Source organism: Maritimibacter sp., from assembly GCF_016774595.1.
Lineage (GTDB): Bacteria > Pseudomonadota > Alphaproteobacteria > Rhodobacterales > Rhodobacteraceae > Maritimibacter > Maritimibacter alkaliphilus.
The window spans coordinates 1-21,571 of sequence record NZ_JACBWT010000004.1; the positions used below are offsets into that span (position 1 = coordinate 1).

The following is a 21,571-nucleotide window of genomic DNA, read 5'->3' on the forward strand; positions in this document are numbered from 1 at the left end:
GAAAGGAGATCAAAGCAAGGACCATCGAGAAGCGCCGCTTGCTGCACCGCCAGACAGCGGCATAGACTGAAACCCCATCGAGCCAGACCCTCCGTTCGAGATCAGGCGCTCGTGTTCCAAATCACCTGACGACGGACAGATCTGAACGTCGAAGAAGCGTGAACCAAAAAGGCTATCCAAGAGGTCTTCATCATCAGCCGAAATCAATACATTGCGGCGTGACGCGCCTTCCGCAAGCGCCGTCATCAAGGCTTCGTCACTGTAGTCACCGATGCCAAGGCTCGCTGCGGCCGTGACTGGGCCCTTGCTTTGGGCCAGGCGCTCGATTTCTTCTGGCGTCACTGCATTCGATGTCATGGGTGTCAGTCCGAAAGGAGGCGGAGATTTCTTCGCATTGGAAACAATTTGGTTTGATGCGGGGATGGCAATTCTCGGATCTTCGATCCTCTAAAGGAATGCTCTGTACTCATTCATGATCGTTGCAACCTGGAGAAGACCCTGTGCCTCCAACTTGTGGATCAGCGCAGGAACATCGATCGCAGGGTTCGCAAACCGTTCACGCATACGCCTCAACGCGAGGATCGCTTCTGAAGGGTCGAGTTCGATCGTGTCTGCGATAAAGTCGTCTGCTGAGATCGCGTCGATAGCATGCCGCGTAAGCACTTCGGCTGGGAAATCCGCGAGGTTGTCGGTCACGATGACTTGTGCCGATGTCGAGATCGCCGCAGCGAGAACGTGGTTGTCTTTGGGATCCGGCAGATCGAGTTTGCCCTCAAAGACCTCGTAGCCGGAGACGATTGCCTCTGGGAACGCCGCCTCGATAGCTGCGCGCTGCCGGGAACCATCAGTTTCGCCCTTGGTGATTTGGGTGATCGCTTTCTGGGTCTCGTCGAGGATGCGACTGCTCCACCGAGGCCGGAACAATCCGGCCTCAGCCAGGCTCAGGAGCATGTTTCTGCGAAGTGCGCCGCCAAGCACGCAAGCATCGAGAAGAGCAGTGAACCGATCTGCGTATCGGCTCATACAAGACCTTCTTCCACATCCATTGAGGCAAGGTCGCTCAACGCGTCCGAGCGAAACGCATCACGCTTCTCTTTGTAGGCAAAGAGATCGTCGGCACGAACCCGGCGATGACGGCCGGTCTTCGCAAACGGAATTTCACCTTCCTCGAGAAGCTTCACCAAGAACGGGCGGGACACATTGAGAAGGTCCGCGGCCTGCTGTGTGGTCAGCTCTGACTCGACAGGGATCATCCGAAACCCGCGACCGCTCGACACGAGCCGCAGCACCTCGAGCAGCGAAGCCGTCAGGGCGGGCGCAAGCGTCACGGTGCGAACTTCGCCACCTTCCAGGGCAAGCGATAGCTTTGTCGGTTCGCCTTCCTTGATCTGGGAGGCGACAATCGTTCTGAGTTGTTCGGCGTTCTTGACCTCGACCTCGTCGGGTAAACGATCAAAGAACGCCTCTTTTCTGAGGGCGTTCATCTTCTCTCTCCAGTTCTCTCTTTTCGTATTTGATATAGGGTATCCGCCAATCGAAACAATCGCAACAGTCGAAATATTCGAAATCCGCTAACATCTTGAAAACGGATCACAGCATGCGAACACCGCACCGCTCTCACTACAAAGCGACCACCAAAGCCTTCACCGGTTGCTCTCCGTCGGGAAGTCCGCGAAGGGCTTCCAGCCCAAAACAGACGAAGAACTGCTCGCGGGCGTACGCGACAACATCCTCTCGATCAGAATCGAGTAAGTGGACGACTTCAAAGGGGTGCAACGATTATCGCATTGAAATTGTGAGTATTTCTAGCTCTCCACATGAATCGTTGCACTGCAGATGAAACGAATAACAGAACAACCGAGATTGCGTCAGGCATCGGCAATGGCGACCGGCAAGATATAAGGTTATCGGAGAAAAAAGAAATTTGTCTCAGAGCCTTATCGCACAACGAGATCAGCAACACGTTTCCCGAAATCGACTTGTGGTAGTTCGCCCACACCCCCGGCTCCACAAGCTGCTCCCGATCAGGAAGATCGCGCAGGCTCTCCAAAACCGAAGACAACAAGGAATTGCTCGGTGGTGACGAACGTATAGGTGGCCCCGCGTCGCGGTGACCCTGGCCCGGTCCCGATCAAATTGCGTGCATGCAGCCGCCCGATCAGATCGCGGCTGATCTCTTTACCAAAGATGTCCTTGCGCCCGTTGCGCGAGATCGGCTGGTGATAGGCGATGGCCGCCAGCACCGCGACGTCGAATTCGCTCAGATTGAGTAGCTGGTCCTCGACATCTGCCGCTGCGCGGACCGCGGGGGCGTAGATACCCCGCGTCCGGGAGCGTCCAGCCGCCAGCGACCTGCGCAACTTCAACAGCCCGCCCTTCCAGATCGGCGGCAAGGTCCTCGGCCAGCAGATCGACCGACGCCCCCTGCCCTACCACGCAGGCGAGATCTTCGCGTGGCAGAGGCGAAGAGCACCGCCTCGATCCGGCGCATCCATTCCCGCCAGCGCAACTCCGGCGGCATTTCGGGCAGCTCGCGATCCAGTTCGAAGTCAGAGCGATCCTTCGCCATCCCTACACCGCGTAGAGCCGGAAGGTGTCGCGCCCGGTCAGCTCGCACACCGCACCGAGGTCGACCAGCCGGTCGCAGAGCCGCCGCGCGGCGCGATCCAGCAAAGGCAGGCCGAAGGCGCCACGGCATCGCGGGTCAGTAGCATCTCAACCGCGTCACCCGCACCCTTCCTTGGCCCGCAGTTTCGGTGCGACCGCCCTCAGATGCGTCGCCCGACGCGCGAGGTCGGCAGCCGGCTTGGCGGCCTCGACCACCGAAGAGACGAGTGCCCGATGACAGGCCAAGCGAAGGTCATCGCCTTGCTTGCGCAGGTCGGCGCGTTTCAGGCAAGGGGCCAGCACCGGCACGAGATGATCCCAGCCGAGTGCCTGAGGGAGGGCAGCATCCGCGAGGATCAGCGCGGGCACATCGGCCCGCGGCGCTTCGGTCAGCACCGCCTCCAGCACCATCGCGGCACGGACTACTGGCATTACCTAGCCTGCATCCAGCCACGAGGAAATCTGACCCGGCTCGATGGTCGGCAAGGCTCGGCCCAGAGCCTTGATCGACACCGGCCGCTCCACCACGCGCCGCCAGAGGAGGCAGGTTTCGCCCGCCGGTCCGAGCAGGTCGCCGGGGCACAGGAGGTGCACCGCATCGCGCAACGTCGCATGCTCCGGCCGTCCAGAGCATGTGACGCAAGCCGCGGCAGCGCGCAGCGCGAGCCGGTCCCGCAACAAGGCTTGGGGCACCTCCTCGTGTCCCAATACAAGTTGCACGTGATTCAGCGCCGCGCCCGACAAAAACGCAACATCTTCAAGGGTTTCAGCACGCGTGAAGGTGACCCAGGCAGGCATCCGGGGTAACGTCTCGAGGTCGTCGGTCAGCGCATGTGGGGCATATGTCATGCCACGAGACACCCCACGGCGGCGCTTTTGCCTACAAGATACTGTGAAAAGCGCCCCACTCTACAGCGCTCTGTCATGTCCAATAATATTGCATTATCGGACATTAAAAGATTAGCCTCCCAAACATGGCCAAGACACCCGAAAACCCGCCCCGATCGGACCATGAATTCGCCCTGCCCGACCACGTCGCGGGCTCTGGCACGCTCGACCGACTGGTGGACACGGCACGGGATTATGCGCGGGCGGCGGTCGCGGACAGCACGCGTCGCGCCTACGCGACGGACTGGTCCAATTACACGCGCTGGTGCCGGATGAAGGGCGCGGAGCCCCTGCCCCCGTCACCGGAGCTGGTCGGCCTCTACATCGCCGACCTGGCCTTGCCCGCGGGAAAGTCCCCCGCCCTCTCGGTCGCTTCCATCGAACGCCGGTTGTCCGGCCTTGCCTGGAACGCGGCACAGCGTGGTTTCACGCTCGACCGCAGCGATCGGCACATCGCCGCCGTGCTCGCCGGCATTCGACGCCGGCATGCGCGGCCTCCGCTTCAGAAAGAGGCGATCCTGGCCGAGGACATCCGCGCGATGGTCGCCACCCTGCCCTTCGACCTGCGCGGCTTGCGGGACCGCGCGATCCTGCTTCTCGGCTACGCCGGCGGGCTGCGCCGGAGCGAAATCGTGAGCCTCGACGTGCACCGAGATGACACGCCGGACTCCGGCGGCTGGGTCGAGATCTTCGACGATGGCGCGCTGCTCACCCTGAACGCCAAGACCGGCTGGCGCGAGGTCGAGATCGGGCGCGGCAGCTCGGACCAGACTTGCCCGGTGCGCGCGCTCGAACGCTGGCTCGAGTTCGCACGGATCGACTTCGGCCCTGTGTTCGTGCGGACCTCTCGGGACGGGTCACGGACGCTCGATAGCCGGCTGAGGGACCGGCACGTGGCGCGTCTGATCAAGCGTACGGTGCTCGACGCCGGCATCCGCGCCGACCTGCCGGAGGCCGAGCGGTTGAAGCTCTTCTCGGGCCACTCCCTGCGCGCGGGCCTTGCAAGCTCGGCCGAGGTCGACGAGCGCTTTGTGCAGAAGCACCTGGGCCACGCTTCTGCCGAGATGACACGCCGCTACCAGCGCCGCCGCGACAGGTTCCGCGTGAACCTCACCAAGGCGGCCGGGCTTTGAACCGGCAAAGGGGGCGCAAGATGCGCCCCCCCTTTATTTCGAAAAACCTTCTCCGCGGAGAAGGTTTCAGTTCAGATCATCAAGGAGCCGACGGACGGCAGCCTCAAGCTTCCGCCTGTCGACCGTCGTGAAATCACGGTCAAGGCGGATCTCCAATCGGCCAGCAGCGGCCGTACATTTCGTCAATCCCTCAGCCCGCTCGAATTGGAAACTCGTCTTGGCCTTGCCCTCCGTTGAAAGCTTCTTTGTCGCCGGCTTCGGCTCTTCAACAGGCTCGGGTTCTGGGGCTGCTTCCTCCTCGGGAGACGGACCTTCTTCTTGGGCGGGCTCCTCGTCTTTCACGAAGCGGCGCAGCACCGCCAATTCCTCTTTGGCTTTGGGGTCGTCGTAAGCTGCCAGCGCCTCCCGAATGTCATTCGGCAGGTCCTCGTCTTCCTCGATGCGGGCCACCAATGCTACGCCAAGTGCTCGCGGCACTTCCGACGGGAACCGTAGGATGGAGCCGAGCGCCTGATTCAAGCGAATGAACGTGCGGATGTAGCTGCGTTTGGAATAGCTCGCAGATTTGAACAGACGGGCCACGGCCTTGTCCGGATCGTTTTCCTCGGTCTCAGGATCGGCCGCGAAATCCAGTGCGAGCTGTGCCATTTCCGAAAACGATACGTCTTTGCGAACGAGGTTTTCATCCACCATCTTGCGGTAGAGCGCATCAAGACTGTCCCCGGCCTGCGCGACCGCGGCGGGGATTTTTCCGAACCGCTCTTCGTCCCCCGTCTCTTCCAGAAGCTCGCGATAGGCTGCGAGACGACGGTAGCCTTGGATGAGCTCATAGCGCTCATCGCTTCGCGCCTCGACACGGATGGGGTTGGACAACCCAAGCTCACGGATCGACTCTTTCAATTCCGAAAGCTCCATGTCCGGACCCTTGGACCGGTCACGCACGAGCTTGTAAGTCTCGACCATCTCTAGCGGGATCAGGTCAACGAGCAAACCCAGCCGCTTCAGACGTACGTGCTCATGGGCGAGCGCATCGTTTTCCGCGCGGATCCGGGCCTCGACGTCTTGCCGTTCGCGCGCCGAACTGGCCGTTTCGGAGATCGCAGTGGCCATGGGACCTCGGCGACTACGGGGCGCGTTGTCTTCCGAAACCTTCTCCGCGGGGAAGGTTTCCGGAGGCGGCACGACGGCGTCGTCCGGCATATCGATATCGAAGATGCGGCGTTTGTTTCTCATATTTCGCTCCTCAAATCTTGTCCCAAGCGGTGACGACACGATCCCGGAATTCTTCATACGCGCGGTCGAAACTTGCACGAGCCCGACGCCATGTCTCGCGAGTCATCTCTCGGTAATCGATCTCGTAGACCGACGAGAGAAACCTTCCGGACTGTTCCACGGCGCGCGTCATCTCCACCGCGTTCTCTGCGACATGATCACCGAAGACCTTCCGAAACGCTTCCTGCATCGCACGATGGAGATCGTTGCCCGGCTCGAACCGGGTCATGACGAAGCGGATATCAGCAAAGGTTTTCGGCAAGGTCATTTTCCCTGTTGGGAAGGTTCCATCGAAGCCGACGGACAAATCCTCAAGCGCTTCGGCGAGCTGGCCTATGAACGAGGTGGTCGAGTCATATTCCCAGTAGCCGGGACCAGAAGGGATGTAGAGCATGTCGGCCGCGAAGACCGCGTTCATCGATTGGTAGCCGATCGCCGGCGGGCAATCGAAGATGATCAAGTCATAGTCGTCGTCGCCCACGCCATCGAGATAACGAGAGACCGCGGCGAAAAAGGACCATTCGGGATTGAGATGACGGTACTGGGCCGAGGCAAACTCCACAAAGGCCGCGTTGGCGCAGGATGGTATGATGTCGATGGTCGACCAAGCTGTGGGCTTGATGAAGTCCTGGTGGCGCAGCTCGGACAGGCCGAGGTCACGGATTGAAGACGGGATCTTGCGCTGGGGCAGGGCGGTTCCGCTTTCAGCGCCGACGACAGCGTCGTTCATCCGGTCAGTCTCCCGGATCAGGTCGCGCGCCATTATGCCCCACACGGTGTAGTCCTCGGCCACGTCGGTGAGGCCCATCGAATGGCTCAAGGTTGCCTGCGGGTCGAAGTCCACAAGGAGAACACGGTAGCCATCCAGCGCGGCAGCGTGTGCGTAATGGAGCGCCACGGTTGACTTGCCCGCGCCGCCTTTGAAGTTGGCCACCGCCACCCGGAAGGCCCGTTTCCCTGCGGGGCGGGGCGGCATTAACGATTTCCGGTTCACCTTCATCCGCCTCCGCAGCTCGTTGATTTCATCGAGCGAAAACCAACGCTGCCGCCCATCGGGCTCAACCTCGCCGGAGGGAAGGCTGGGGTCGGAAGCAAGGCGTCCCCGAAACGTGGACTGGTTGATACCGAAGATCAGCTCACTCACCTCCCAGGACGAAAACCGACGAAGATGCTTGGAGTTCTCTGGGGAAAAGGTTTGCTGGCGGATCCAGCTTTGCATCTTGAGCGACTGTGCCTGGAGCCGCGCGAGATCGTGGTGGTCGTACATTGTCGAATGCCTCAACGTAAATTCTGCCTGTTTCTGGAAATACGCCGAAATTGACAAAAACGCAAAAACAAAGACACGATGGGCAAAGACCTTCTCCACGGAGAAGGTATCGCCCATGAACCTTGGGGCAGGGGCTTCAGCCGATTCGGAGTAGCGCCGTCTGAGCAAGGCCCAGAACGCCCCCTATTGGGGGACACCCAAACGAGCTGCACCACATATTGGGTGACATTTCTCCCCCACTAGGGGACACATAGAATGTCACCCAGTACCAATGTTACCTTTTCTTTCAGAAAGGTTTTTGGGTCGAACGGATCCTCGCTTGACAGAATCGAAGAACTGGACGCTAATAGCCAGCATCGGAGGAAAGGCGTTGTGAACGACCTTTTCCCAGCAAAGTCACATAGATGACGACCGAGGCATTGGCGCCCGCATTACGGGCGAGGGACACGAGGAGACGGCCATGGAGCTGGCCAAACCGGTTGGGCGTGAAGCTGCATCCCGAAAGTACGACATCCTCTCGGCACTCATGGCCTTTGCCCTGAGTAAAGATAAGCATCGCCAACGGCAGGTGATGAGGATGATGTCGCTGATCACGACGCGCTACAACTGGCAACGCGATGAACTTTCTATGGGACAAGGGGCGATCGCGGAGCTTTGGTCGTGCGACACACGGACAGTCAAGCGCGAGATTGCGAAACTTTTGTCGATGGGCTGGCTTGTTATGAAGCGCCGCGGTGCACGGGGTAGGGTAAGCGTCTATGGAATCGATCTCCAACGGATGATGGAAGACACACGGCCTGCGTGGCCAAAAATTGGGGAGGATTTTGTTGAGCGTGTAGATCCCGTGCGGACGCCACCAAAACCTTCCAATGTAGTTGCACTTCGCCAAGTAGCTGCGCCCACTGTGGACGGCAGCCTCTGGGCTGAAGCGCAAGCCGTTCTACATGCGGAGGACGGTGCCACGTACGGTGCTTGGTTCCACGGGCTGACCGAGATCGAGCAGCATGAAGGGTGGCTCATCCTGGCGGCTCCCACCCGGTTCCACGCAACCTACGTGGAAACACACCTAATGGCGCGTCTGACAGGCGCGGTTCGGCGGATCGACCCGACAGTTACAGGTGTGCGCGTGGAATACTGAAAGACCTAGCCCTCTAACTGAAATGCTATCACTTCATATCGCCAGACAGCATCGCAGGTTAGTCGCTTGACCGGTTAAGCCGCCACATGGCGGAAGTCGAAGTCAGGGGCTTGAAGCACATAGGGCCACTGAAACAGAAATCCGCCGTGTCGAATATTGCAATATTATTGGGCATAAGGAGGCGCAGCAGAGTGGGGCGGTTTACACATCATATTGTGGACGAAAGCGCCGTCTTGGGATAGCCTTGTGGAATGACATATGGCCGCCATGAACTCCCCGACGACCTCGTGAACCTACCCCGGATGCCGTCCTAGGTCACCTCGGCGCGGTCTGATGTCCCTGAAGATGTGGCGTTTTTGTCCGGGGCAGCGTTGAGCCACCTACATCTCGTGTTAAGCCGGGACAAACTGCCCCACACCTTGATGCGCGAGCGTCTGGCCCGTCGGGCGGCGGAGGCTTGTGTCGCCTTCTCCGGGCGTCCGGAAAAAGTCGGAGAGCTGCGTGATGCGGTGGCGGTCCTGCAGCTGGACTACAGCCCGGGGCCCGCGGGCGAAGTTTACCTGTTATGGCAGCGCGCGCCGGTCCGGCGGGCTGCAACCGCGCTGCAGGCGGTTGTGAAGGATCGGCCCGCGCGACCATGTCACGGCGCTGATCCTAGTCGAGGCGGCCTTTGGCGCAGGCGCTCGGGTGGAGCCATGTCGTGCCCCTTCTGGTGAACGGCCTGAAGCGCGGCGATTTGCCGATGGCAGGCGCGGACCTGTGGTTCGCCTGTCATCGGGCGATTGTGTCCGCAGCCTCGAGGTCACGCGCTAGTCCGCCGACTTGGCTCGTCGCGCGGCGCAGTTGAGAGAGGTCGCACCGAAGCTTCGGGCCAAAGACGCCGACTAGGCCGTGTCTATGTTTCTAAACCGCGGTTCCGTCGCGCCGACCGTGCTTGCGCCGCTTCGGTCCGATCGGGCGGCGCGGCGGTTCTGCGACCGGCTGGTGGAGCTTGGCGCGGTGCGCGAGCTGACCGGGCGTGACACATTCCGGCTCTACGGGGTTTGAGCGCATGAGTATGGCCAGCGAAAGTGGGAACCGGGCTCAAAGTTCCGACATGCGACCAAAAAAGCAGCCGAAGGATACAGCCGACACCGACCTGGATCGAGAGGTGGAAGACCTGCCTGTGAACCGGCATGCATGTTTGGATGCCCCTTCGATGCAAGGATTTTCTCTGACTTTTTGAGCGCGTGATCGAGTGCGGTCATGTTTCAGGCCTCTCAGGTGCGGCCAAGACATGCCGCGGGCCGGTATGGTGATGCGCGGATTGGGGACCAGATCAAAATTGCGAGCTCGCAGCTCGTTGCACGCCACTGGTTTTCCCAACCCGGATCTGTTCGATCATTTGCCCATACGGGTCGTCGCTTTCCTCACATCGCCGACGCTCCGCGCGCCGCGGTCAGCAGACCGCGCCGGTCGGATCTCGGTAATCCTCTTCGCGCACGAGCATGGCCCAGACCATGCGTGCCATCTTGTTGGCCAGCGCGATAGCCACCAGCATGCGCGGCTTTCGGGCCAGCATACGCGCGAGCCATGATCCTGGCCGCCCGCCGTCGCGACCTCGCCAATGGACGATCGACATCGCCCCACGATCAGCAGGCGTCGGATGTCGCGCTGCCCCATCTTCGAGGTCCGGCCCAGCTTCTGCTTGCCGCCGCTCGAATGCTGTCGTGGCACAAGTCCCAGCCAGGCCGCGAAGTCGCGCCCCTACGGAACTCACGCATGTCCGGCGCGAAGGCCGTAATCGCCATCGCGCAGACCGGGCCGATCCCAGGCATGGTCTGCAGCCTTCGGCCTCCCCGTTTTGCTTCGCGGCCGCGACGATGCGCTTGTCGAGTTTTCGATCTCAGCCCCAGTTGCGCGATCTGATCGAGATAGATCCGTTCCAGGTGCCGGACCAAGTCCGGCAGGTCATCGTCTTCCAGACGAAGGGCGAGACGTTCGACGTTGGCGATGCCCTTACCCAGAACGATGCCGTGTTCGGCGAGATGGCCACGCAGTGCGTTGACCAGCTGGGTGCGTTGACCAACGAGCAGATCGCGGGTCCGGAAGAGCATCGCGCGGGCTTGCTGTGCGGAGCTCTTCACCGCCACCGTCCGCATGTTCGGTCGCTGGACCGCCTCGGCAATCGCTTCCGCATCCGCGGCGTCGTTCTTTGCCGCTTCACGAAGGGTTTGACATAGACGGGCGGGATGAGCCGGATCTCATGGCCGAGCCGGGCGAGTTCCCGGCCCCAGTAGTGCGCTGTCCCACAAGCCTCCATGGCTACGATGCATGGCGGCAGTGCCGCCATGAACTTCGCGAACTGTGGCCGCGACAGCTTCTTGCGGAAAACCGCGCGCCCGTCCGCCGTAGCGCCATGAATCTGGAAAACCTGCTTTGCCAGGTCGACGCCGACGATGCTAATCTCATCCATGGATGCCTCCTCTCCCTATGGTGACTTCAACATCACCATCTTGGCACATCGCGATGCCGTCGGGTGGGGCATCCACACCATCAAGATTGACCCCTGTATTGGGGTAATCGGCGTCCAAAAGTGACCCCCTGATATTTCTGTTCAGAAGCTTCCTCAAAGGATTGAGGGAGCGATTTGGGATGTTGGTTGTGGAGACGATTGCGAAGATCAGGCGGGCGCATTTCATCCAGGGGAAGTCGATCAAGCAGATCTGCCGGGAGCTGCGGGTATCACGGAACACGGTGCGGAAGGTGGTGCGGTCCGGGGCAACCGAGTTCAGCTATGACCGGTCCACGCAGCCCGCCCCAAGATCGACCCGTGGCGGTCCGATCTGGATGAGATGCTGGCTGAGAATGACCGGCAACCCAAACGCCAGCGGCTGACACTGGTTCGGATTTACGAAGAGCTGCGCAACCGGGGTTATGACGGCAGCTATGATGCGGTGCGGCGCTATGCGGCGAGTTGGTCGAAGGCGACCCGGAAGCTTCCGCCGCTGCCTACGTGCCGCTGAGCTTCGACCCGGGCGAAGCCTATCAGTTCGACTGGAGCCATGAGGTTGTCCTGATTGACGGCGTGACCACGACGGTGAAGGTTGCGCATGTGCGCCTGAGCCACAGCCGGATGCCGTTTGTGCGGGCCTATCCCAGAGAGACACAGGAGATGGTGTTCGACGCCCACGACAAGGCGTTCGCGTTCTTCGGCGGAGCTTGCGCCCGGGGGATATACGACAACATGAAGACCGCGGTCGATGCGATCTTCGTCGGCAAGGATCGCGCCTATAACCGGCGGTTCCAGCAGATGTGCGGCCACTACCTGGTCGATCCTGTTGCCTGCACGCCTGCCTCGGGCTGGGAGAAAGGGCAAGTCGAGAACCAGGTGGGCGTGATCCGGCGGCGCTTCTTCGTGCCTCGTCCGAAGTTCAAATCCTATGCCGAGCTGAACGCCTGGCTGGAAGACCGGTGCCGGGATTATGCGAAGGCGAACAAGCACCCGGAGATGCGTGATCGAACGATCTGGGAGGTGTTCGAAGAAGAGCGTCCGAGCCTTGTGCCCTATGTCGGTCCCTTCGATGGATTCCACGCGGTTCCGGCCTCGGTGTCCAAGACTTGCCTCGTGCGGTTCGACAAGAACCGATACTCGGTCGATGCCCGTGCCGTGGGGCGGCCGGTGGAGATCAGGGCCTATGCCGCCCGGCTGGAATGCTGGCAGGATGGGCAAATCGTTGGCCGGCATGCGCGGGCCTTCGGGCGGGACAAAACGATCTTCGATCCCCTGCATTACATCCCCGTTCTTGCTCGCAAACCCGGCGCCCTTCGCAACGGCGCGCCCTTCAAGGAATGGGACTTGCCGCTCCCGATCCGTCGCGTATGGCGCAAGCTGGAACGCCAGCCGGGCGGCGACCGGCAGATGGTCGATATCCTCGCCGCCGTGCTGACCGATGGCCTGGATGCGGTTGAAGCGGCCTGTGCCGAGGCTCTGTCGCACAACGTCCATTCGGCAGGCGTCGTGCTGAACATCCTGGCCCGTCACCGCGAGCCTCCACCGCCCCTGACAATCACCACCCCAGATGCCCTGCGGCTGGCCTGTGAGCCCATTGCCGACTGCAACCGATATGACAGCCTGAGGAGAACACAGAATGGAACGCTCGGACGTGATCAACGCGATGGGGAAGCTGCGGCTCTACGGAATGAAGGCCGCCTATGACGAGGTGCTGACCACCGCCGTTAAACGCCAGCACGAGCCCCAGCAGATCATCGGCGATCTGCTGACCGCCGAGATCCGAGAGAAGCAGGCCCGGTCAGTCAAAAACCAGATGACCATCGCCAAGCTGCCGCTTGCCAAGGAACTGGAAGAGTTCGACTTCGAAGCGGCGCAAGTCAACGAGACGCTGATCCGCGACCTGGCCACCGGCGACTTCCTGGATCACCAACGCAACCTTGTCCTGATCGGAGGCACAGGCACCGGCAAAACCCATCTCGCCGTCAGCATCGCCAGAATATGCATCCGGGAGGGCCGCCGGGGTCGGTTCTTCAATGTGGTAGACCTGGTGAACAAGCTGGACGCAGAAGCCCGCGCAGAACGCCAGGGACGAACCGCCGATCTCATCTCCCGCCTCGACTTCCTGATCCTCGATGAACTGGGTTATCTGCCCTTCGCCCAGACCGGCGGACAGCTCCTGTTCCACCTGATCAGCAAACTTTACGAACGCACATCCATCATCGTCACAACCAACCTGGCCTTCGGCGAATGGCCCAGCGTCTTCGGCGATGCCAAGATGACAACCGCGTTGCTCGACCGGCTTACGCACCACTGCGAGATCGTCGAAACCGGAAACGAAAGCTGGCGTTTCAAGAACCGCGCATAGCGCCAAACCGAAACTCCGCAGGCCCGCCGCCGCTGCGCTATGTGAGGGCTACGCAGCGCCGGGCCTGCTAAGCACAAGGGGTCAATATTGGATGCCGATAGGGGGTCAAACTTCAATGCCGATTGACATTCAGGCCAAGCTCATTTTCAATAACCCTGAACAAAGGCTCTCGATAGAAGTTGAGGATGTAGGAGGCTTTGTAGGCGAACGGTATTTCAGTGCCGTTCAGGATCGCATCACGGCCCTGCAAACGCACATCCATCTGATCTCTGCTTTCACCGGATTTCATAGTTGCAATTGGTACTTATTATAGTTGCATATGGAACGAATAAATCCTAACGTGTGTACGCTGAATAACAGCATAACGCTATGGAGGGAATCATGAAAATCGTATTGGTGCATGGAGGATGGCAAGGCGGCTGGGCGTGGGACGACGTCGCCTCAGCGCTTGAAGAGAAAGGCCATGAGACCTTCCACCCCACAATGTTGGGCCACGAGAAGGACGACAACAGGGCCGGGGTGACACTTTCCAAAATGGCCGACGACCTCGTTGCAAGGATCAAAGATCAAGGCTGGAAAGAGTTCGCAATAGTTGGGCATAGCGGCGGCGGCCCGTTGGCGCAATTGGTGGCCGACGCTATGCCGGATGCAGTAAAAAACATTACCTTCGTGGACGCCTGGGTCCTGCACGATGGCGAATGCATAAATGATGTACTGCCCGCCGAACTTGTGGGAGGGCTGACCGCGATGGCGAGTGCATCTCCTGACAACACGGTCCCCATGACCCGGGAGTTGTTGGACAATGCTTTCATGCAGGACGCCAACGCGGAAAGCTTGGACCTGTTTGCGCAGCGGTTGATATCCAGTCCGATGGGATGGCTCGATCAACCGATCCGCCTCAACAATTTCTGGGCGAAAAATCACCCATCTGCCTACGTCTTCCTCAAAGATGATATGGCGATGCCTCCTGAGGTCTATCGCAATATGGCGTCCCGCCTGGACAATCCCAAAACCGCCGAAAGTCCCGGAAGCCATCAGGCGATGATGACACGCCCCCGCGAATTGGCCGACGCCATCGACGGGGTCCTCTGATGCGTCCCACCGATTTGATCGTTGGAGGGTCCGGCTTTCGGTTGTTCGAAGGCAATGGCATCCGATGATTGAGACCGCATGCCTGTCCAAAACATCCGGCCCTTTTGGGCGGGATGGCGTTTACGCTGACATCATTGTCCCGTCTGACACTGATTTCGCTAAAACCCACGTTATGGTACACGGCGGCATGCATTCTGGCGTCTGCTGGTTGCGGACGCCGGATAACCGGGAAGGTTGGGCGATACGGCTCGCTCGCGGCGGTGATCGCGTCATATGCGTCGATTGGCCGGGGTGCGGCCGCAGTGGCTATGTCCCGCCCGAAAAGTTGACGGGACAACTTGTCGCCGACCAGATAGCCGCGGCGGTAGAAACTCTCGAAGGCGAAATCATCCTCTGGACCCATTCGATGGGCGGCGCCATTGGATGGCGGATTGCCGAATTGCTGGCCGACCGGCTCAGCCATTTAATCGCGATCGCGCCTGGCCCGCCTGGTAACATCCAGCCAACCGCCAGACTGCTGTCTCAAGGCCCAGATCGATTGACCTTGGAATTAGCCGGCGTTCCACTTGATGTACACCCGAACGCACCGGTTGTGCTTAGCCATGAGGCAGCCCGCGCCAAACTCATCGGCTCGAGCACGCAGTTTCCCCGTCAACATACCGAAAGCTACCTTGCCGGACTGCAGGCCGTCCCTCGTCAACTTTTTCTGGAGCGCATCAATTTCGAAGGTCAGCAATTGCGGATGTCGACCCCAAATGCACTGGCCGGGACCCGGGTTTTGATTGTCACCGGTGACAGCGACCCCGATCATCCCCCCGCTGCGGACTCCGCTATCGGCGACTTCCTGACGGAACAAGGGATGATCAGCCGCTTTGTATACTTACCCGAACATGACATCACCGGAAATGGGCACATGATGATGCTCGAACAGAACAGCGATCAGATCCTAGATCTGATCCTAGTTCTTATCAACGAGACTCAGAAAACCAACACAACCACACATTCGCACCGTTGATTGGCAAATCAGCTTCATCGAGGTGCCATTTACCTGCTGTAGCTGCCCGTTCACGCCTAATGCAATGTGAGACATGCGGGCTGAACCGGTTCACCCATTCCCGAACGGTCTCCCGGCGCACGGTTATGCCTCGCGCGGGAATCTGTAACCTTTCAGGCAGAGCATCTTAGCTGGTTTCTTCAAAACGACCGCCTAAACTCCACCGCTGAACACGGCAAGTTGGCAATGCTGACCGGATATACACGCAAGTTGACCGCGTGAGACCGACGCACGTCCCCGTTCTCACGCGCTGGTTCAAACAACCTGACGATGCCCCTCCGGACGCTCAAGACGGGATTTGCCACGCCAAATGCAAGGGGTCCGTCTTCTTGGCGCACCCGCGAATTTGTCTGACTGAAACGAAGACCACCACCAACGTCGCTTCGAGAGGGCTTGCGACAGTGGTGCGTTCAGTTTAGCCTGATTGTCCGACAGTGGGACAAGTTAGATTCGGGAGGAGTGGCAATGGTGCGTGATCCAGCGGGGGTTGCGGGATGAGCAGAGACCTCGATTTCGACCTCGACCGACTAGAGGCGGCGATCGGCGGGCCACTTGCTTTGGCGCCCGTCGCCTCTGGTCAGTCCAACCCGACATGGTTCGTGACCCGCGGCGATGAGCGAATGGTGTTGCGCAAAAAACCTGCGGGCCAGACCCTGTCCGCCGCTCATGCGATCGAACGGGAATACCAGATCATGGAGGCGCTTCACGGCAGCGACGTTCCTGTGCCTCGTATGATCCTTCTCGAGGAGGATCCTGAAGTTATCGGCACGCCGTTCTATCTGATGGAGATGGTCGCCGGACAGGTGCATGACCAATGCGCTATGCCTGACCTTGCGCCCGTGTCGCGGGGCAGTTTCTACGCCGCCGCCGCACAGGTAATGGCGGCCCTGCACCGCATTGATTGGGCTGCCTGCGGTCTGGGTGGCTATGGACGGGTCGGCGATTATTACGAGCGTCAGGTGCGCCGGTGGACGCGGCAGTGGGAAGACGCCGGCGTCGGGGCGGACCCGATGATCGATGAGCTTCAGCGCTGGTTTGCCGCGAACATCCCCGCAGCCTCGCCTACCACCATCGTGCATGGTGACTTCCGCGTCGGCAACCTGATCCACGACGCCGACAACGACAAGATTGCGGCGGTCCTTGACTGGGAGCTTTCGACGCTTGGCGATCCGCTGGCGGACCTGTCGCACTGGATGTTGTTTTACGACCTCGCCCCAGATCAGCTTGGCGGGCTGGCAGGACTCGACCTAAGGCAGCTGGGCATCCCGGAGCCGACCGCCTTTCTCGATGTCTATCGCGCGGCGGGCGGCTGCACCCAACCGCTCAGGCCGTTCCACCTGGCTTTCGCTCATTACCGGATGGCTGTGATCTTCGCCGGCATCGCGGCGCGTGCCAGATCTGGACAGGCGGTGAGCGAGGACGCGGCCGCTGTCGGGTCATTGGCGCCAATCTGTGCGGCGCATGCGCACCGCATCCTTTCGTCCGACAGGGCGGTTCCGGCGCTATGAAGGTCGCCGGGGGACGGATCGTTGAGATCAGCAAGCAGCGCGAAAAGGACCGCGCGCGAGCTGGACACGAAGATCATCCGGTTCGTCGGCGTCATCACCCTGAATCGACCCGAACAGCGCAACAGCGTGAACCGCGCACTCTCGGACGCCCTCCGCGCGGCTGTTAAGGCAGTCGAAGTCGACCCTGCGCTGCGGGTTACGGTCCTGCGCGGGGCAGGGCGGGTTTTTTGCGCGGGCATGGATCTCAAGGCTTTTGCCAGTCGTGAGATCGAAGGCGTGCTGGACGGGGAAGGCGGGTTCGCCGGCTTCGTGCGTCTCGACCGCACCAAACCGGTGATTGCGGCCGTCCATGGTGCAGCGCTGGCCGGCGGACTCGAGATCATGCTGGCTTGCGACATGGTCATTGCCGACCGATCGACCAAATTCGGGCTGCCCGAAGCGAAACTGGGATTGCTGGCCGGGGCAGGGGGCGTCTTTCGCCTCGCCGCGCGTATCCCTGTGGTTAAAGCGCGAGAGCTGGCCCTGACCGGCAGGACATTTCTCGCCGAGGAGGCGGACCGCCTCGGCTTGTTGAATCGCATCACCGAGGACGGCGGTGCTTTCGACGCCGCGATGGTATTGGCCGACGACATCGTTAAAAGCGCCCCGCGCTCGGTCGCGGCGGGTCTTGCGTTGTCACGCTACACCGAACTTGACGATGAGGGACGGGCATGGGTGCGGAACGATGCGCTTTTCGCGGACATATTCGCGTCCGACGACGCGCTTGAGGGGGCCCGGTCCTTCGCGGAGAAGCGTGCGCCGGTCTGGGTCGGACATTGAGGTGCGGGTCTCAGCGGCCGGATCGCGCCACCCCAGGAGGATCGCCTGAGTTTACATTCGCCGTTCCGGCCGGGGGTCCGCCCCCACGCCGGCCGGCCAGAGGAGGAGACAGTGATGGATTTTGAGTATTCGGCCCGGACACGGGACTATGTGGGGCGGCTAACGGAGTTCATGACGTCGCATGTCTTGCCGGCCAACCAGAGTTTCCATGAGATCGCCAGCACGGGACGGTATCCGCTCGAGGTGTTAGAGCCGCTCAAGTCGAAGGCCTTCAGCGACGGGCTCTGGAACCTGTTCATGCCAGAGCTGGAGGAGGAGGACCCCGGCACCCGGATGAGCAACCTAGAATATGCGCCGATGGCCGAGGTCATGGGGCGTGTGCCCTGGAGCTCGGAGGTCTTCAACTGTTCGGCGCCGGATACGGGGAACATGGAGATCCTCAAGCGGTTTGCCTCCCCCGAGCAGAAGGAGCGCTGGCTTGATCCGCTGATGCTGGGCGAGATCCGGTCAATCGTCGGACTGACCGAGCCTGACACCGCGTCCTCGGACCTGACCAACCTGCAGACCTCTATCCGCGAGGACGGAGACCATTTTGTCATCAACGGCCGCAAGTGGTTCTCGACCGGGGGGAGACATCCGAACGCGAAGCTCTCGATCGTCTTTGGCGTCTCGGACCCGCGCGAGGAAGCGGACCCGCACCGGAAACATTCCTTTGTACTCGTGCCCATGGACACGCCGGGGGTTGAGGTCGTGCGGGACGTGCCGATCATGCATCATCACGCGCCCGAGGGACATTGCGAGATCGTCTATCGTGACGTCCGCGTGCCCCGTGATGCGATCCTGGGACAGCCCGGCGACGGATTCATGCTAGCGCAGGCGCGTTTGGGGCCCGGGCGCATTCACCACTGCATGCGCACCATCGGCCAATGCGAACTTGCTTTGGAACTTCTTTGCGAACGGGCGATTGAGCGGAAGACTTACGGCAAAATGCTTGCCGACAACGCCAACATCCAAGACTGGATCGCACAGTCCAGAATGGAGATCGACGCGGCCCGCCTGCTGATGCTTAAGACCGCGTGGAAAATGGACCGTGAGGGAGCCAAGAGCGCGCGGGTCGACGTGTCGATGATCAAGGTAACGGCCGCGCGCCTGCAGACGCAGGTGGTCGACCGGGCGATGCAGGTCTTTGGGGCCGCGGGCATGACCCCGGACACGCCGCTGTCCTATCTGTGGACCTGGGGCCGGGCGATGCGGTTCCTCGATGGTCCGGACGAGGTGCACATGCGGGTCATTGCGCGTGAAGAACTGAAACGCTCCAAGACGACGGGCGGCCAGAATGCGGCGCATTTCGTGAAACCACACTGACATTTTGCCGGGGTTGTAGGTCGGCCCCATGCCATCTCGAGAACGGAAAAGGTATATGAAGATACTACTGAGCGAAATGGCGGGCGGACCCGACAGCCTGACCCTGAAGGACGTTCCGGATCCCGTGCCGGGCAGGGGCGAGGTACTGATCGCCGTGCGTTGTGTTGGTGTGAACTATCCCGACACGCTGATCATCGAGGATCGCTATCAATTCAAGCCGGACCGGCCGTTTGCCCCCGGTGCGGAACTGTCGGGTGTTGTCGAGGCGGTTGGGGAAGGCGTTAAAGACCTCATAGCCGGAGACCGGGTCATGGCCCTTCCGATGTGGGGTGCGATGGCCGAGAAAGTCTGTGTTCCGGCCGAACAGTGCCATCTTGTCCCCGACCCGGTCAGCGACGAGGACGCAGCATCACTTCAGATGACTTATGGAACGGCTCTCTATGCTCTTGAGGAGCGGGGCGCGATCACGCCGGGCGATACGGTCCTTGTCCTTGGCGCTGCCGGGGGAGTCGGCCTTGCGGCAGTAGAATTAGCCAAGGTCATGGGTGCGCGTGTGGTGGCGGCCGCCAGCACTGCGGAAAAGGTGGAGATTGCCCGGGCACATGGGGCCGATGACGGTGTCGTCTATCCCGGCGGACCGCTGGACCGGGCCGCGCAAAAGGCGTTGAGTGGGGCGTTCCGCGAGAAACTGGGCGAGAACGGAGCGGATATCGTGCTGGACATCGTGGGCGGCGATTACACCGAGCCTGCGCTCCGCTGCTGTGCATGGGGTGGGCGTTTTCTGATCATCGGGTTCCCAGCAGGGATCGCGCGCATCCCGGCAAACCTGCCGTTGCTGAAATCCTGCGACATCCGTGGCGTCTTCTGGGGGGCGGCGATTCAGCGAGATCCCGAGGCGAACCGGCGGGCGATGGCGCGACTTCTCGACCTCTGCGTCGCTGGTAAGCTCCAGCCACGCATCCATGCGGCCTATCCGCTAGCGCAGGGGGGCGCTGCTATCTCTGCTCTGTCCGGCCGCGGGGTGCTGGGAAAGGTGCTCGTGGCTCTCTGACACGGACTGCCTGACGCGCTTCGTTCGGGACACCTGCGGATGCCGGGCATCCGGGGAGATTGGGAAAGACATGGTCCGGCCTCTGACCTTCAGGGGGCCGGATACAAAAGTATTGCGAACGCCCCATTTGGTCATCCGGCCGCGTATCGAAAAAATATTCCAATATTTATCAGTGTGTTAAGTTGCGTACTGCAGCTTTTTCATCGGTCGCCAATATTTTCCTTTGACAGCCTGATTGCCGGTATGATGGACTGTCGGACATATGGACATAATGGGAGGCATTTGGTCCATAACTGTCAGCTTGCCTGACTTGAAAAAGGTGCCCTGGCACCATCGGGAGGACATCATGAAGACTATTCTGAGGGCGATGACCCTTGGCGCCGCGTTCGGCTGCGCTGCCGCAACCGCAGCAACTGCGGACCCCTACAAAATCTATCTTTCAATGAGCTATATCGGGAATGATTGGCAGGCCGAAGCCGCCAACATGATCAAGGCGTTGGCGGCGTCTGAGGACTATGCCGACAGGGTTGACCTCAAGGTGCAGGTCGCCGGGCCGAACGCGCAAAAGCAGATACAGCAGATCAACGCCATGGTTCAGGCTGGTGCCGATGCGATCATCGTCTATCCGATCTCTCCGACGGCGCTGAACTCGGTTGTACGGAATGCCTGCAACAAGGGCGTCAAGGTCATTGCCTATGACGGCGTCATTGAGGAGCCCTGCGCTTATAACGTCCATATCGACCAGGCTGAATGGGGGCGGGTGACCGCCGAATGGCTGGCCGAGGAGATGGGCGGCAAGGGAAACCTGGTGATGATCACCGGGGTTACCGGCACTTCGGTGGACACGCTGCGCAACGAAGCCGCGCGCGAGGTCTTCTCGAAGTATCCGGACATCAAGGTCATCGCCGAGGCCAACGGGATGTGGAGCCAGGCCGTCGCGCGTACTGAACTCTCCCGCATCACCGCCACACAAACGTGGGACAGCATCGACGGTCTGTGGATGCAGGTGGGCTGCTACACCGCTGCGTCGATGCAGGCCGAAGCCGGGGTTGCCTACGCAGACATCATTCCCTGCGCCGGCGAAGGGTCGAACGGGCACCGAATCCAGATGCTGCCTGCAGACACCGAAGTGGCCGGAGCAAACGGGACTTACAGACCCATGGGTACGCCGTCGATCTCGGCCAGCTCTCAGGTCTATCCCGGCGCGATGGCGCTGAAAGTGGTCGTGGATTCGCTGGACGGAAAGGATGTGGAGCAGACGACTCTGCTGTCACCGCATCCCATCACCAACGACGAGGTGCAGCTTTGCATCGAAGGCACGTGGGAAGAGATGAACGCGGGCTGCAATGCCTTCAGCCCTGAAGTCGTTCCCAACCCGGGCTGGTTCGCGTCGATCTTTTCGACAGAACTGCCGCAGCTTGGCTTCAACGCCGCACTGACGGGTACCCCGGACTGACCAGCAATGCCCTGGCGGGACGACCGCCGGGGCATTCGAAGGCATCCGCACATTCTTTGATC

At 60.8% G+C, this 21,571-nt stretch carries 17 protein-coding genes and 5 pseudogenes; 12 read left to right on the forward strand and 10 right to left on the reverse strand.

The window, feature by feature from the left end; all coding sequences use genetic code 11:
- Window positions 1–9: 9 nt before the first annotated feature.
- The 5 genes and pseudogenes from HOY44_RS21625 to HOY44_RS21645 all read right to left on the reverse strand — a co-directional run bounded on the left by HOY44_RS21625 (window position 10) and on the right by HOY44_RS21645 (window position 3,456).
- On the reverse strand, window positions 10–357 hold the full coding sequence (locus HOY44_RS21625) for a hypothetical protein (protein WP_287437807.1): 348 nt from the start codon (window positions 355–357) through the stop codon (window positions 10–12).
- Window positions 358–447: 90 nt separating this feature from the next.
- The gene (locus HOY44_RS21630; RefSeq protein WP_287437809.1) at window positions 448–1,023 is read right to left on the reverse strand and encodes a PIN domain-containing protein; all 576 of its coding nucleotides are present in this window, start codon (window positions 1,021–1,023) and stop codon (window positions 448–450) included.
- On the reverse strand, window positions 1,020–1,484 hold the full coding sequence (locus HOY44_RS21635) for a helix-turn-helix domain-containing protein (protein ID WP_287437812.1): 465 nt from the start codon (window positions 1,482–1,484) through the stop codon (window positions 1,020–1,022). Before HOY44_RS21635 ends, HOY44_RS21630 begins: the two co-directional genes overlap by 4 nt.
- A gap of 512 nt (window positions 1,485–1,996) precedes the next feature.
- Window positions 1,997–2,569, reverse strand: a pseudogene (gene scpB / locus HOY44_RS21640) (SMC-Scp complex subunit ScpB); the annotation flags it as partial.
- Between the two features lie 2 nt (window positions 2,570–2,571).
- A pseudogene (locus tag HOY44_RS21645) lies at window positions 2,572–3,456 on the reverse strand (DUF1403 family protein).
- Window positions 3,457–3,581: 125 nt separating this feature from the next.
- Between HOY44_RS21645 and HOY44_RS21650 the strand changes: the two are divergent.
- Entirely contained in the window at window positions 3,582–4,628 is a 1,047-nt protein-coding gene (locus HOY44_RS21650) for a tyrosine-type recombinase/integrase (RefSeq protein WP_287437814.1), read from the forward strand.
- A gap of 66 nt (window positions 4,629–4,694) precedes the next feature.
- On the opposite strand, the gene HOY44_RS21655 is transcribed toward HOY44_RS21650, so the two are convergent.
- Window positions 4,695–5,861: a ParB/RepB/Spo0J family partition protein gene (locus HOY44_RS21655; RefSeq protein WP_287437816.1), complete on the reverse strand. Its 1,167-nt coding sequence runs from the start codon at window positions 5,859–5,861 to the stop codon at window positions 4,695–4,697.
- Window positions 5,862–5,871: 10 nt separating this feature from the next.
- Window positions 5,872–7,167: an AAA family ATPase gene (locus HOY44_RS21660; RefSeq protein WP_287438014.1), complete on the reverse strand. Its 1,296-nt coding sequence runs from the start codon at window positions 7,165–7,167 to the stop codon at window positions 5,872–5,874.
- A gap of 460 nt (window positions 7,168–7,627) precedes the next feature.
- Here HOY44_RS21660 and HOY44_RS21665 point away from each other — a divergent pair, with 460 nt between their 5' ends.
- Both HOY44_RS21665 and HOY44_RS21670 read left to right on the forward strand, forming a co-directional pair.
- Window positions 7,628–8,305 carry a hypothetical protein gene (locus tag HOY44_RS21665; protein WP_287437818.1) on the forward strand — a complete coding sequence of 226 codons (678 nt, stop codon included), beginning with the start codon at window positions 7,628–7,630 and terminating at the stop codon, window positions 8,303–8,305.
- A gap of 347 nt (window positions 8,306–8,652) precedes the next feature.
- Window positions 8,653–9,352, forward strand: a pseudogene (locus tag HOY44_RS21670) (DUF1403 family protein).
- Window positions 9,353–9,743: 391 nt separating this feature from the next.
- Here the strand turns inward: HOY44_RS21670 and HOY44_RS21675 are convergent.
- A pseudogene (locus HOY44_RS21675) lies at window positions 9,744–10,760 on the reverse strand (IS110 family RNA-guided transposase).
- A complete protein-coding gene (locus HOY44_RS21680) occupies window positions 10,753–11,004 on the reverse strand; it encodes a hypothetical protein (protein WP_287438015.1) in 252 nt (83 codons plus the stop codon). The pseudogene HOY44_RS21675 and the gene HOY44_RS21680 overlap by 8 nt, the downstream one beginning before the upstream one ends.
- Between HOY44_RS21680 and istA the strand changes: the two are divergent.
- Together istA and istB are read left to right on the forward strand one after the other, a co-directional pair.
- Window positions 10,940–12,503, forward strand: a pseudogene (gene istA / locus HOY44_RS21685) (IS21 family transposase). The gene HOY44_RS21680 and the pseudogene istA overlap by 65 nt on opposite strands.
- A complete protein-coding gene (gene istB, locus HOY44_RS21690) occupies window positions 12,436–13,164 on the forward strand; it encodes an IS21-like element helper ATPase IstB (protein WP_287437820.1) in 729 nt (242 codons plus the stop codon). The pseudogene istA and the gene istB overlap by 68 nt, the downstream one beginning before the upstream one ends.
- Window positions 13,165–13,276: 112 nt before the next feature.
- Here istB and HOY44_RS21695 read toward each other — a convergent pair whose 3' ends face one another.
- Entirely contained in the window at window positions 13,277–13,426 is a 150-nt protein-coding gene (locus HOY44_RS21695; RefSeq protein WP_287437822.1) for a hypothetical protein, read from the reverse strand.
- Window positions 13,427–13,545: 119 nt separating this feature from the next.
- Here HOY44_RS21695 and HOY44_RS21700 point away from each other — a divergent pair, with 119 nt between their 5' ends.
- The 7 genes from HOY44_RS21700 (at window position 13,546) to HOY44_RS21730 (ending at window position 21,509) form a co-directional block, all read left to right on the forward strand.
- Window positions 13,546–14,256 carry an alpha/beta fold hydrolase gene (locus tag HOY44_RS21700; RefSeq protein WP_287437824.1) on the forward strand — a complete coding sequence of 237 codons (711 nt, stop codon included), beginning with the start codon at window positions 13,546–13,548 and terminating at the stop codon, window positions 14,254–14,256.
- Between the two features lie 64 nt (window positions 14,257–14,320).
- On the forward strand, window positions 14,321–15,271 hold the full coding sequence (locus tag HOY44_RS21705; protein WP_287437826.1) for an alpha/beta fold hydrolase: 951 nt from the start codon (window positions 14,321–14,323) through the stop codon (window positions 15,269–15,271).
- Window positions 15,272–15,804: 533 nt separating this feature from the next.
- Window positions 15,805–16,818, forward strand: coding sequence for a phosphotransferase family protein (locus HOY44_RS21710; RefSeq protein WP_287437828.1), 1,014 nt, complete (start codon window positions 15,805–15,807; stop codon window positions 16,816–16,818).
- A 21-nt stretch (window positions 16,819–16,839) separates the two neighbouring features.
- Window positions 16,840–17,637 (forward strand): enoyl-CoA hydratase-related protein, encoded by a 798-nt coding sequence (locus HOY44_RS21715; protein ID WP_287437830.1) that lies wholly within the window; start codon window positions 16,840–16,842, stop codon window positions 17,635–17,637.
- Window positions 17,638–17,751: 114 nt separating this feature from the next.
- Window positions 17,752–19,002: an acyl-CoA dehydrogenase family protein gene (locus HOY44_RS21720; RefSeq protein WP_287437833.1), complete on the forward strand. Its 1,251-nt coding sequence runs from the start codon at window positions 17,752–17,754 to the stop codon at window positions 19,000–19,002.
- A 55-nt stretch (window positions 19,003–19,057) separates the two neighbouring features.
- Window positions 19,058–20,053 (forward strand): NADPH:quinone oxidoreductase family protein, encoded by a 996-nt coding sequence (locus HOY44_RS21725; protein WP_287437835.1) that lies wholly within the window; start codon window positions 19,058–19,060, stop codon window positions 20,051–20,053.
- Between the two features lie 346 nt (window positions 20,054–20,399).
- Window positions 20,400–21,509 (forward strand): sugar ABC transporter substrate-binding protein, encoded by a 1,110-nt coding sequence (locus tag HOY44_RS21730; RefSeq protein ID WP_287437837.1) that lies wholly within the window; start codon window positions 20,400–20,402, stop codon window positions 21,507–21,509.
- Window positions 21,510–21,571: the final 62 nt, after the last annotated feature.